Origin of the sequence: Streptomyces sp. NBC_01390, assembly GCF_045040105.1 — a bacterium.
GTDB lineage: Bacteria > Actinomycetota > Actinomycetes > Streptomycetales > Streptomycetaceae > Streptomyces.
Genome location: NZ_CP109551.1, coordinates 1,373,760 through 1,385,908, shown reverse-complemented (window position 1 = coordinate 1,385,908; position 12,149 = coordinate 1,373,760). Strand labels below are relative to the sequence as shown.

At 70.0% G+C, this 12,149-nt stretch carries 10 protein-coding genes; 7 read left to right on the top strand and 3 right to left on the bottom strand.

Going from position 1 to position 12,149, the window contains the following annotated elements:
* Nucleotides 1-195: 195 nt before the first annotated feature.
* A complete protein-coding gene (locus OG241_RS05925; RefSeq protein WP_405814081.1) occupies nt 196-2,094 on the bottom strand; it encodes a diguanylate cyclase domain-containing protein in 1,899 nt (632 codons plus the stop codon).
* Entirely contained in the window at nt 2,091-2,648 is a 558-nt protein-coding gene (locus OG241_RS05920; protein WP_405814080.1) for an RNA polymerase sigma factor, read from the bottom strand. Before OG241_RS05920 ends, OG241_RS05925 begins: the two co-directional genes overlap by 4 nt.
* 648 nt (nt 2,649-3,296) lie before the next feature.
* On the opposite strand from OG241_RS05920, the gene OG241_RS05915 reads away from it, so the two are divergent.
* Entirely contained in the window at nt 3,297-3,602 is a 306-nt protein-coding gene (locus OG241_RS05915) for a putative quinol monooxygenase (protein ID WP_405814079.1), read from the top strand.
* Between the two features lie 87 nt (nt 3,603-3,689).
* Here OG241_RS05915 and OG241_RS05910 read toward each other — a convergent pair whose 3' ends face one another.
* Nucleotides 3,690-3,914: an integrase gene (locus OG241_RS05910; RefSeq protein ID WP_405814077.1), complete on the bottom strand. Its 225-nt coding sequence runs from the start codon at nt 3,912-3,914 to the stop codon at nt 3,690-3,692.
* A gap of 870 nt (nt 3,915-4,784) precedes the next feature.
* Between OG241_RS05910 and OG241_RS05905 the strand changes: the two genes are divergently transcribed.
* From OG241_RS05905 to OG241_RS05880, 6 genes are all read left to right on the top strand, one after another.
* Nucleotides 4,785-6,593, top strand: coding sequence for an alpha/beta hydrolase family protein (locus tag OG241_RS05905; RefSeq protein WP_405814076.1), 1,809 nt, complete (start codon nt 4,785-4,787; stop codon nt 6,591-6,593).
* A complete protein-coding gene (locus tag OG241_RS05900) occupies nt 6,590-6,736 on the top strand; it encodes a hypothetical protein (protein ID WP_405814075.1) in 147 nt (48 codons plus the stop codon). Before OG241_RS05905 ends, OG241_RS05900 begins: the two co-directional genes overlap by 4 nt.
* Nucleotides 6,737-6,846: 110 nt before the next feature.
* Nucleotides 6,847-8,790, top strand: a complete 1,944-nt coding sequence (locus OG241_RS05895; RefSeq protein WP_405814074.1) for a RiPP maturation radical SAM C-methyltransferase — start codon at nt 6,847-6,849, stop codon at nt 8,788-8,790.
* Nucleotides 8,771-9,439, top strand: coding sequence for a DUF5825 family protein (locus OG241_RS05890; RefSeq protein WP_405814073.1), 669 nt, complete (start codon nt 8,771-8,773; stop codon nt 9,437-9,439). Before OG241_RS05895 ends, OG241_RS05890 begins: the two co-directional genes overlap by 20 nt.
* Nucleotides 9,440-9,448: 9 nt before the next feature.
* Nucleotides 9,449-10,648, top strand: coding sequence for a cytochrome P450 (locus OG241_RS05885; RefSeq protein WP_405814072.1), 1,200 nt, complete (start codon nt 9,449-9,451; stop codon nt 10,646-10,648).
* Nucleotides 10,641-11,891 carry an MFS transporter gene (locus OG241_RS05880; protein ID WP_405814071.1) on the top strand — a complete coding sequence of 417 codons (1,251 nt, stop codon included), beginning with the start codon at nt 10,641-10,643 and terminating at the stop codon, nt 11,889-11,891. The genes OG241_RS05885 and OG241_RS05880 overlap by 8 nt, the downstream gene beginning before the upstream one ends.
* Nucleotides 11,892-12,149 lie beyond the last annotated feature (258 nt).

Sequence of the window (12,149 nt, the reverse complement as noted above, 5' to 3'; positions counted from 1 at the left end):
CCGCACCTCCCGACGCTGGGTGACCAGCAGAATCCACGGCCACCGCGGCGGTCGCGGACCGGCGCGGTGACTTCCGCTTCGCTTCCCGACCCTCTTCAGGCGGGTGCCGCCGCTCCCCCGCAGCGGCGGCACCCGCGGCACGAGGAGAACTGGCTCCCCTCCGGGGTTCTCCTCGTGGTCTACTCCGGCGGCGGCTCAGCTGGTGTATGACAGCCGTACCGTCTTGCGGAGGATTTTGGCGAAGTGCATGTCCTGGTCGGCTGTGTCGAGGAGCTGTTCCGCTGTCATGCCGTCCCGGGCCCAGCCGCGCCCCACGCTCGCGGACAGCTGCACGGCGACGTCGCCGACGTGCACCGGGTGGGCGAGCGCGGCCAGGACGCGTGGCTCCAATTCCTCGACCTGTTGGAATGTCCGTCCTGGCGCCAGCAGCACGAACTCGTCCCCGCCCACCCGGGCTACTACGTCCCCGGGGAGCGTGAGCCCGGTCAGCCGCTGGACGACTTCCACCAGCACAGCGTCGCCCGTCTCGGGTCCGTGCGCAGCGTTGAGCTGGGTGAAGTCGTCGAGGCCGAACGACAGCAGGGCGAGGCTCATGGCGGGGCCGTCCGTCCCGGTCGTTGCGCGCAGCCGTCGCAGCTCGGAGCGGAGTGCCGACCCGGTCACGGCCCCGGTGAGCGGATCACGGGCCAGTGCGGGACGACCGTCGGGCCGGTCGGGGCGGCGCAGGTCTAGGGTGATCAGCAGGCGGGGGAGCGGGGCCCGCGTGCCCGGTCCGCCGGGGGGAGTCCTGCCGTCGCCTGTGGTGACGGGAACGGCGCTGACCGATGTCGTCACGTAGGAACCGTCGCGCCGGGCCAGCCGAATGCGGCCGGTGTCCCGGCTCAGCGACATCCGCAGCCAGGTGGCGAGGTCGTCCGGGTGGACCAGGTCTTCCACAGAGAATTCACGCAGGGCGGCTGGTGCGCGGTCCAGCATCCGGCACAGGGCGGCGTTGGCGTAAAGGAGTCGGCTCGACTGTTCGGGCGGCAGTTCCGCCAGCGCCATCGGCCGGGGAGAGTGCTCCATGGCCCGGTGCACCCGCGCCTCGCTCACCGGTAGCGGGCCGTTCTCCTGTTCCGAGCGGACTCGAGCCCGCTCGGCGGCGGCGCGCAGCCGCGCGGCGGCCAGAGCCAGACCTGCCTCGCGGGCGTACAGCGCCAGCGCCTCGCGTTCCCAGGGGCCCGGCAGGAGGCCGTTGCGGGGCAGGTCCACCGACAGCACACCGAGCAGAGCGCCGGTGTCGGCGCGTACCTCGGCGAAGAGGCGGTCCTCGTAGTGCCAGGCGCCTGGTGCCGGATCTCCGCCCGCCCCAGCCCGCCACGCCGGCACCCCGTCCCCGTCGGCGGTCCAGCCGATCTGGTGCGAGACGAACACGACGTCACCCCAGCGCTCGCCCATCGACAGCCGCGCGTCCCACGCCGCCCGCGGTCCCACCCGGCCGGTCAGGAACGCCTCGGCTGTCTCGTCGCCGGCCACCGACACCACGACCAGGTCCCCGTCGGGACGCACCAGGTTGAAACAGGCCACGCGGTAATCGAGGTCCTGCACCGCCCCGTCCGAGATCGACTTCAGAGTGTGTGCCAGGCTCTCGGCGTTGTGGAGCCGTACGAAGCCGCGGCGTAGCCGGGCCAGCCGGGAGGCGGGCTCTTCCCACCTCTTGTCAGGGGCGTGCGCCGGGCCGATGACGTTGCTGGTGGCGCGTCGGCGGCGGAAGGTCTGCAGTTCGTAGGAGGCGTCGGCGACCCCTGAGCGGGCAGCCAACTGCAGCCAGCGGGTGGCCCGCTCCCAGTCCTTGCGTGCCGAGTACTCCATTCCGAGCGCGTAGGCGTCGGCCCCGATCTCCGCCCGCCGCGTGTCCAGGTCGTCGCGCGATTCATCCGGACCGTCACGGGTGTCGAGCTGCTCGGTCACCGCATGGAAGCCGGCAAGGAGTTCGCCGTCGCTGAACGCCGGACGGGGAGCGTCCAGTTGGGTGAGGAGCTCCTCGATCCGGGCCTCTGCCGACCGGGCGTCGCCGACGGGTACGGGGCCTGGCGTGGTGGGGTCGTGCGTCATCGGGATGCCCCTTGTTCGAGGGAAGCGGCTGCTCCTGGGCCGGGGGAGTGGAGGTAATCCTGGAGTTCGGGCATGGACCTCAGTTCGCGTACGGCTGCCGAGGTCAGCTTCTTCAGGCCGTCCACGCCGATGCCCATCAGCGCGGCCGCGGTGCCCCGGTCCAGTCCGTCGATGTAGCGCAGGGTTACCGCCTGGCGCTGCCGTTCGGTCAGCCGGGTCAGGGCCTGCTGGAGGTCGACGCGGATGTTCGCGCGGTCGCTCTCCGCCTGCTCGTCGTCACGGCCCCGGTCGAGGGTCTCGTACAAAAACGCGTCCCCTGGCAGGTCCGCGGCGCGTCCAGCCTCCTCGTACCAGTCGGCGATCCGGCGCCGGGCGATCACGAAGAGAGGCGCCACCTCGTCCGTGTATCCCTGCCAGGAGCGGCGAAAGTACGCCACCCACACCTGTTGGCAGATGTCCGCCACGGCCGCCTCGTTGCGGACCCGCCGGCCGACGTACCCGGCCAGCCGGGGATGCTGGGCGCGGTAGACAGACAGCCTCGGATCCCCCGTCACCGGGTACTGTCCCTCTGCTCTCGGTCCCGCCCTGCGGGCCGCGTTTCCATGAGCCCGGTCTCCCCTCCGTCGGATGCCGTCACCCAACAGGTCACTCGGCGACCTGCGAACGGGTACCTCCGTCCCAACATTCACCCAGAAACGGCGGGGCATCGAGCGGGATGCGGAGTTCTCGGTCAAGTACGTGTACCAATACCCGTCGAGCCTCATGCGTCGGCGTTGAGCGGAAACAGGCGGCTCGGCCTTGGCAGCCTGCGGGCCGCTTCGTCTTCATCCCGAACGTTCCAGCGTTCCCGGCCAGGGCTTGGCTGACCGCGTGCGCACCCCGTCGCGTCTCCACCCCTACGGCTACACCGTCCAGTACGAAGACCAGTACATCCCCGACCGCCTCCAACTACGCGACCGCTCCTACGTAGCCACGGCATAACACCGCTTCACCACACAGGACCCGGTCCCGGCGTCCGCCGACAACCCCAACCAGTCTCCGTACGACTACGCAGACAACGACCCCACCGACTTCTCCTATCCATCCGGCAACTGCCCGATGTGCATGGGCGCGGCTATCGGAGCAGTGGTCAGCGGTGGCGTCTACTGAAGGGCGGTCATGATGGTGCCGCGTAGAAGCAACTCCGACGAAGGCGGCATGACATGGCCTATGGCTACATCGGTTCGATGAAGACCCAGCCCGGCATGCGCGACGACGTGGTTGCGATCCTGCTCTCCGGAGCCGACAGTCTCCGCGAGCTTGGCTGCAGAAGCTACGTGGTGGGCCTGGCCAACGATGACCCGGACACGATCGTGGTCACGGAGGTCTGGGAATCGAAGGACCACCACGACGCATCCCTGCGATTGCCCGAGGCCAGGGAAGCGATCGCTGCCGCTATGCCCATGCTCACCGGCGAGTTCACCAGTCGCGAACTGGTTGTCGCCGGAGGCCTCGGCGCCGGCGACTGACGCATCGTGGCTTGAGCCGGAGGAGGATGGCTGCGACAACACGCTCTCAGCCGACCTTGCACTCGCCGAGAACTCCGTCCGTGCAGTTCAGGCCGCATGCCGGTACTCGTGGAGGGTGCCACCAAGGTGGTCACGTCGGCGTATGCCGAGGTGGGTGAGCTGCTCCGAATCGGTGATCGGTGGGGGCAGGGCGTCCAGTGGTCGGGCGCCTGCGATGCCCTGGTGGGGCCGGTGGGAGTTGTGGTGCTGCTCGAACTCGCGCGAGGCCTGGAGCAGATGGTGCTGGTTCCAGAACAGGGTGCGGTCCAGCAACTCGTGCGGTGATGACGAACCGCACTCTCCGGCCGTCGAGTTGGCGCTCCAGTACCCCGATGAAGGCGAAGAGCGAGGATCTGGGCGTCCTTGCCATGGCGGCTCATCGGCAGCAACCGCAGCAGGGCGAACACCTTCGTCACACGCAGATGGGCCAGTCGCAGCAGCACGGCCGGCCATCATGCCGGGGCGACCACCAGCCGCGCGATACCGGCGACTCGATCGGCCTCGGTCAACGCCGAAACCCGATCCCACCTGCGTGGATGAGATATTCGGCAAGAGCAGGGTCAGGCCGCATGGCAGGTGTGGAGGCACTGGGGTTGAAGGTGCGTTGCTCGACAGCAGCGGAGGATCCGGCCATGCGGTGGCAAACTCAGCCGCGTATCCGTTTTCGCATCCGGAATCGCGCCTGGGCCTACCGTAGGCCGCAAGCCCGGTCATAGGGAGGGTTAGCGCCACCACCTGATGCCCGGAGCGGAATGAGGGCAGTGTGGCGCGGCGGCCCCTTAAGGAGCGCCATCTCGGCCATTTGTCCGTGGGCTACTTGATTGCTTAACGAGGTCACCCTAAATTGTTGTGCCGCTTAGCCGTTTCTGCTTCCTTCCTCATGTAAGCGTATCGATTGCATGACATGGGCGCGGCATGATACGCGCCCTATTGGCAAGCACGTCTTGAAGAGCACGACCCGAGATCCGTAAGAGCAGCATTCCGCCCTGTTCTGTCAACAGCGCACGCTCTCCCGGCTGATCGGTCGCCGTCACGCTCCCTTTCCAGTGTCTGCGCCATAGCGGAATCCGTCTTTCCACCGGTCTGCGGCCATCGCTGCACCCTGCGAATTCTGAATCCCGCGTCCCGACCGGAGGAAAGCTTGTGTCGAACGCCGTTCAGGCCCCCGGGTTTGCCACGCTGCACCCTGGCCGCGCGGTCGAGACACAGCTCGTCGATGGTCGGCTGCAGGCGGTCGCCTGGGACATCGCCGCGGACCGGCGGCGGGTCCTGACAACCCGTCCGGGCGGCGTGGACATGAGCGAGATCGAACCGGACGGCGGCCACATCTGGTGGTTCGACTCCGACGGCACGGGTGAGGGCATCTGGCGCCGCCAGCCGTTCGCAGGCGGCCCCGCGGTCCCGGCGCTCAGGGGCGTGCCGCGCGGCCGGGCCTACGGCATTGCCTTCGATCGCACGGGCTCGCTGGCCGCGGTCGGCGTGGGCGTCGACGGCACCTCGCGCTGCTACGTGGGAGCACCCGCCGGCCCGGCCCGCCTGGTGGGCTCCGTCCCCGGCTACCTGAGCCTGGTCGACATGACCACGGACGGTCGGTTGCTCGCGCTGGCCGGGGAGCCCGACGGTGCCGATGCGGTCCTCGTGTGGCCGTCCGACGGCGCCGTCGCCGCCCTCCGGCTGCCCGGGAGGCCGGAGGCGCGGCTTTGGCCCATGGAGTTCCGCCCGGACCCCGACGGCGAGGCCGACCTCCTCCTGGTCGTTGAACTCGCCAATGAATACATCGTGGCGACCTGGCGGCCGTCCGAGGGCTCTCACCCCCGCCTCGTCCCCGGGCTGTCGTTCGCCTCGGAGATCTCCGCCCGCTGGCATGGAGCCGGCCGGGGCGTCCTCGTCCAGCACGAGCACGCTGGACGCAGCCGCCTCGTCGTGGCGGACCTGGACCGCTCCCGGGTTACGGACGTACCCATGCCCGGCGGCTCCATCCACGACCTGTCGCCGGCGCCGGACGGCACCCTGCACTGTGTATGGAGCCGAGAGTCGATGCCGCCCCGCACCCTGGTCCTCAGGCCGGGCGCGCCCGGCACCGGGGCGGGCTCGGAACTCGATCCTCTGGACGGCGCGCACCGCACCGAGCGGTGGACGCCGCGGTCGTACGGGCGCATCCACAGCTTTGTCACCACACCCCCCGGTCCCGGCCCCTGGCCCACGCTGTTCCTGCTGCACGGCGGCCCTGCGACCCACGACCGTGACAGCTATGACCCGCGGATCGATCTCCTCACCCGCGCCGGCTACGCGGTGGTCCGTACCAACTACCGGGGCTCCACCGGATATGGGACGCGGTGGCAGCACGACTGGGGCCACCGGGTTGGCCTGGCGCAGATCGAGGACCTCGCCGCGGTGCGCGCCGCGCTCGTCGCCGAGGGCGTGGCGGTCGCGGACCGCACTGGTCTGTGCGGCTTCTCCTGGGGCGGCTATCTGGCCCTGCTCGCCCTCGGCGCGCAGCCGGAGCTGTGGTCGCTGGGAATGGCGGCGTACCCGATTGCCGACTATGTGGCGGCTCACCACGCCACGACCCCCGCCCTGCGCGCCGTCGACCGGGAGCTTTTCGGTGGCGGCCCGGCCGAGGTCCCCGAGCGGTACCGCGCCGCCTGCCCCATGACGTACGTGGCGCGGGTACGGGCCCCGGTGCTGCTCATCGCATCGCCCACCGACGACCGTTGTCCTCCCGCCCAGGTGGACCGGTACGCGAAGGAACTCCGGAGCCTCGCAGTGCCACACGATGTGGTCTGGGTCGACGGCGGCCACCGGAGCCGCCGGAGCGCTGACCACGCGCTGGTGCTCGACACCATGCTGCGATTCACCGAGAGCGCATGGCCGGTACCCACCCCCGACCATCCGGCTGCGTCCCGCGGTTGGATGACCGACGAGTCCCGGGAAGGAGGTGAAGAACGATGAAGCGACGCAGCGTTCAGAACGACCCGATCAGCACCCCGGAGCGCGACCGTGGCGCGGTGGTGACCGCGTTCACGATCGACGTCACGAAGGCCGTCCCGGTCAAGCCGTCCCAGGCTCAGCCGAAGGCCACCGAGAAGAAGTGAGCACCGCTGCTCCGGGGCCTACCGTGCCCCGGAGCAGCACCGGGCACCGGAAGGCGAGCAGCCCCGGTGCCCGCTGCTGTCCGGCAGCTCCACGACGGAAGTGACCACTCATGCGTATCGTTCTGGTGCAAATGCCGTGGGGGGCGCTCGACGTGCCGTCGCTGGCGCTCGGCATCCTGCACACGGCTGCCGCCGAGCGCGGCCATGACGTCGAGGTGCGCTACGCCAACCTGGACTTCGCCGACTGGGCGGCGGAGCGGGCCGGATTCGACCTCGACGCCTACAGCTACTTCTCCGAGAAGTCGTACTTCCAGGGCACGGGCGACTGGGCGTTCGCCGGGGCCCTGTACGGCGACGACCCGGCGGACGACGGGACGGGCCCCGAAGCGGCGGAGTTCGCCGACTACTTCCGGTTCCTCGCGGCCAACGGCGCCGGCGAGGAGCAGCGGGCGCTGGCCAGGGCCGCCCGTGCGATCGCCCCGGAGTTCATCACCCGCCTGGTCGGTGAACTCGCCACCGACCCGCCCGACCTCATCGGCTTCACCACCACCTTCCAGCAGAACACCGCGAGCCTCGCCGCCGCGCGGCTCCTCAAGGAGACCTGCCCCGGCGTCCGGGTCGTCTTCGGCGGGGCCAACTGCGACGGCTCTCAGGGGGCCGCCCTGCACCGCAACTTCCCGTTCCTCGACTTCGTCGTACGCGGCGAGGCTGAGGCAGCGTTTCCCGCGCTGCTCGACGCCCTTGACACTGCCGCCTCCAAGACCGCGCCGCCGGACCTGTCCGGCATCCCCGGACTGTGCATGCGCGATGCGTCAGGCGCCTCGGTGGCCAACGCCATGGCGACCCGTCCGCTGCCGCCCGCTGCCATCCGCACCCCACGCTTCGACGGTTTCTTCGAGCGGCTCGACGCCTCCACCGCGGCCCACTGGATCGACCCCAAGCTGGTACTCGAAGGCTCCCGGGGCTGCTGGTGGGGCGAGAAGCACCACTGCACCTTCTGCGGGCTCAACGGCTCCTCCATGGAGTTCCGCAGCAAGCACCCCGATGACTTCCTTGCCGAAGTGCTCAGCCTCACCGAGCGCCACCAGCTCCTGGACGTCTACGTCGTCGACAACATCCTCGACATGAGCTACTTCAACACCGTGCTGAAGACGCTCGCCGGCCTCCCTGTCGATCTACGGCTGCACTTCGAGGTCAAGGCCAACCTCCGCCGTGAGCAGTTCCAGCTCCTCGCCGACTCCGGCGCGGTGCAGGTCCAGCCCGGCATCGAGAGCCTGAGCACCCGGGTGCTGCGCGTCATGGACAAAGGCGTGACCGGCTGCCAGAACGTCCGCGCACTGCGCGACGCACAGAGCGCCGGGGTCTCGGTGTCCTGGAACTACCTCTACGGCTTTCCCGGCGAGGAGCCCGAGGACTACGAGTCGGTCATCCGGCAGATGCCCCTGCTGCACCACCTCGACCCGCCCGCCGCGGCCGGCCGGATCGTCATCGAGCGGTTCAGCCCCTACTTCGACCGGCCGGAGATGGGCTTCGACATCACCCGGCCCGCGTTCCAGTACCGCGAGACCTACCGGCTGCCCGAGGGCGAACTCGCGGACCTCGCCTATGTCTTCACCGCCCCGTTGCGCGGCATCGGCACCGATCTCGGCGACGCCCTCACCGAGGCGGTCGGCACCTGGCGCCAACGGTACCCGGACAGTCGGCTCACCTACCTGGACACCGGTGACCGCATCGTGCTCGTCAACACCAGGCCGGCCTACGACTGGCGGGTGATCGAGTTGACCGACCCGGTGGAGCTGGCGCTTTTCCGGCTCCTGGGCAGGCCCCGCTCGGCCGCGGCGCTCGCCGCGCGGATCCCCGGCGGCGCGGCGGTCGTCACCCCCCTGATCCGGCGCTGGTCGGACCTGGGCCTGCTCTTTCACGACCACGGAAGCTGCCTCCATGTCGCCGTCGAGTCCGACAACCAGCTGCTGATGCGGGTGGAGCACCGGCACGGACCCGCCGAGGAGGACTTCGACACACCGGAGGCTCACGATGCCGTCACAGCCGTCTGACAGGACCGCCCCGGCCACGGCCCCCGGCGTGGCCGCCGAGATGTGGCTCGACTACGACCCGGTCGCCCGACGGCTGCCTGGCATGCACCTGGGCACCCGGACCCTGGGCGCCCCGGCGGGCGCTGCCGTCACCGAACTCCACACCGCGGGCGTACGGTGCATCCGGCTGCCGGAGGCCGTCCGTCTCTGCGCCGACGCGCCCGCTCACTCGGCTCATGCCCTGATGCTGATCAGGGAGGCCACCGGCCGGGGACTCGCCGTGCTGTGGGACGCAGTCTGCGACGACGGCTGCGTCGCGCGACGTCTCTACCACCACCTGTATCCGCCCGAACACGTCATCGGCGCACCAGAGGGCATCGTGACCGACTGGCGCGCCACGTACTTCCCGAGCAAGTGCATCTTCCGGCGCGGCCCCGGATTCGTGGAGGTGCGGGACCGCCGGTCGGGGACTCTGGAGCTGATCACCGTCGACGAAGCGGGCCATCTCGATCGGCTGGAGGCGCTCACCGAGGACATCAACGCCGGGGAGCTGCCCGACGCCGTACGGCGGGACTTCGCCGGGGCCGGCCTGATCGCCGAGCACGCCGGGCGCGCCTGGTGGCTGCCGATGCGGGTGCGCCGCTGGCCCTTCCCGGCCTTCACTGTTTAGGAGATGCTCATGACGACTGCGATCGACGACGCCGACGCGCGCATATCAGCGTTCATCCGGGACCCCTACCCCACCCTCGCCAGGATCCGCGCCGCCTCCGCGGTCTCCGCACTGGAGTACGAGAACGGCCTCCCAGTGTGGATCTTGACGCGGTACCACGATGTCACCGCCGCTCTGAAGGATCCGCGATTCGGACAGGACGTACGCCGTACCCAGGCGATCGCCGACCGGCGGGCACAAGGCGTCACCCTCGGCTCCGACGTGGTGCACATGCTCAACAGCGACCCGCCCGACCACACCCGGCTGCGCCGGCTCATCCAGGGCGTCTTCACCCGCCGACGGGTCGAGACGATGCGCCCGATGGTACGACGAATCGCGGGCGGCCTCCTGGACGGATTACGCGAGAGGGAGCGGTTCGATGCCGTGATGGACTTCGCGTTTCCGCTGCCCATCATGATCATCTGTGAGCTGCTCGGCTTCCCTCCAGAGGACCTGCACTCCTACCGCACCTGGTCGACGGGGATCCTCACCCACGGCGGCGACACCTCCTTCGAGGAGGCCAAAACGGAGATGAGCGACTACCTCCGGGACCTGATGGCGGCCCGCAGGGCCGCGCCGAAGGACGACATCCTCACCGACCTGGTGCGCGCCTGCGACGGAGGTGAGCTCACCGAACAGGAGGTCTTCTCCATGGTCTTCCTGCTGCTGATCGGCGGGCACGAGACCACCGTCAACCTGCTCGGCACCGCGACCCTCGCCCTGCTGCACCACCCTGATCAGCTCGCCTGGCTGCGCGCCCACCCGGAGGCGATGCCCATGGCCGTGGACGAGTTCCTGCGCTACGAGTCGCCGGTGAGCATGGCCACCCTGCGGTTCACCAAGGAACCGGTGACCGTCGACGACGTGGAAATCCCTGCGGACGAGTTGGTTCTGGTGTCCCTCGGCGCAGCCAACCGCGACCCGGACCGCTTCACCGACCCCGACCGGCTGATCCTGGAGCGGAACGACCCCGGCCATCTGGCCTTCGGCCAGGGGCTGCACCGGTGCCTGGGCTCGTTCCTCGGCAAGCTGGAGAGCGAGGTCGCCCTCACCGGACTGCTCGATCGCTTCCCGCACATCGAGCTCGCTGCGGACGAGGCGACCCTGCCCTGGCGGAACACCATCATGCTGCGCGGCCTGGAGTCGCTGCCGGTGTCGGTGCATGGTTGACCCCGCCAGGACCCTTCGGCCGCCTGTCCGCTTCCGGCCCCGGATCAGCCTGCTCCCCCTGCGCTTCCGCGGCTACCGGCTGCTGATCATTGGGCAGGGCACCTCGGAGTTCGGCAACGCCTTCCAACTGGTCGCGCTCCCGCTGCTCGTCTACTCCTTCGCGGGCGGTGCTCGTGCGCTCAGCCTGGTGGTCGCCGCGTACGGGGCGTGCCGACTGGCCGCCACCCCGCTCGGCGGGGTGCTCGCCGACCGCTTCGGAGCCTGGCGGGTGATGATGGCCGCGGACATCGGCCGACTGCTCGCCACCGGAGCGCTGGCCGCAGTTGCCGCCTGCCAGGTCGAGAGCTTCTTCCTGATCGGTGTCCTCAGCGGCCTGGTCGGCCTGGGCGCAGGACTGTTCCTGCCGGCCGCCTGGGCCATCACACCGAGCCTGCTGCCCCAGGAGGAACTGCACGCGGGCAACTCCCTCAACCAGACGGTCAACTTCGCCGCCGGCCTGATCGGCCCGGGCATCGCCGGCGCCGTGGTCGCCTGGCTCAATCCGGCCATGGCGCTCACCGCCGACGCACTGACCTTCGCCGCCTCGGCGGTGACCCTGCTGATGATCGGCCGGGGCCAACTGGCAGCCCCGGCGAAGGACGTCGCCGAACGCGCCTCCGTGCCCAGAAACTTCACCGGTCTGCTTCGCGAGTCCCGGCTGCTGCGCATCGTGCTCACCGTCACCGTGGCCGCGAACCTCACCATGGGCGGCATGACACGGGTGGCCCTGCCGTCCCTGGCCACCGACGACCTCGGCACCGGCGCGATCGGCCTCGGCGGCCTGCTCGCCGCGTTCACCGGCGGCGCGCTGCTGGGCGGGCTGATCTCCGCGAGTCTCGGCGACCTGCGCTCCCGCGGCTACCCCGCCGTGTTCTGCGGCCTTCTGATGGGTGCGGCGGTCGGCCTGGTGCCGTTCACCGGGCTGTGGGGCGCGGTGCTGATGCTGTGTGTCGCAGGCGGCGCCAGCACAGTGCTCAATGTCCTGATCATCACCGGGATCCAGAAGAACACCCCGCCCGCGCTGCTCGCCCGGGTCATGGCGGCAGTCACCTTCTGCGGCCTCGCCGTCTTCCCTCTGTCGGTGATCGGGGTGGGCGCCGCGGTCAACGCCTTCGGCAGCCGGGTGGTCTTCGTCGCCACCGGCCTCTCCCTGCTCGGAGCCTTCGGATACGCGCTGACTCGGCGGGAACTGCGGGCGATGTAGTGCGGTGCTGGACGGCGGAGAGGCCGGCTGCGGGACGCAGGTACGGCTCATCGCCCCACCTGCACGACCGTTCCGCGCTGCCCGAACCGCACCCAGTCTCTGAAGCCGTTGAACGCCTCCACCTTGTCGGTCGCGGCCGTCACCCGGCCGCACAGCGGCGCGTCCGAGAGGTACCGCAGGATAGCTGGATGGTGCGGATCACCCGCGCGACCTCATACGGCTCCGCCTTTGCGTCCAGTCACTGCCCCTACGGCAGTC

Coding starts and splice junctions, on each gene's coding strand:
- OG241_RS05890 (WP_405814073.1), top strand. CDS start 8,771: ATGCCGTCACAGCCGTCTGACAGGACCGCCCCGGCCACGGCCCCCGGC.
- OG241_RS05915 (WP_405814079.1), top strand. CDS start 3,297: ATGGCCTATGGCTACATCGGTTCGATGAAGACCCAGCCCGGCATGCGC.
- OG241_RS05885 (WP_405814072.1), top strand. CDS start 9,449: ATGACGACTGCGATCGACGACGCCGACGCGCGCATATCAGCGTTCATC.
- OG241_RS05895 (WP_405814074.1), top strand. CDS start 6,847: ATGCGTATCGTTCTGGTGCAAATGCCGTGGGGGGCGCTCGACGTGCCG.
- OG241_RS05900 (WP_405814075.1), top strand. CDS start 6,590: ATGAAGCGACGCAGCGTTCAGAACGACCCGATCAGCACCCCGGAGCGC.
- OG241_RS05880 (WP_405814071.1), top strand. CDS start 10,641: ATGGTTGACCCCGCCAGGACCCTTCGGCCGCCTGTCCGCTTCCGGCCC.
- OG241_RS05925 (WP_405814081.1), bottom strand. CDS start 2,094: ATGACGCACGACCCCACCACGCCAGGCCCCGTACCCGTCGGCGACGCC.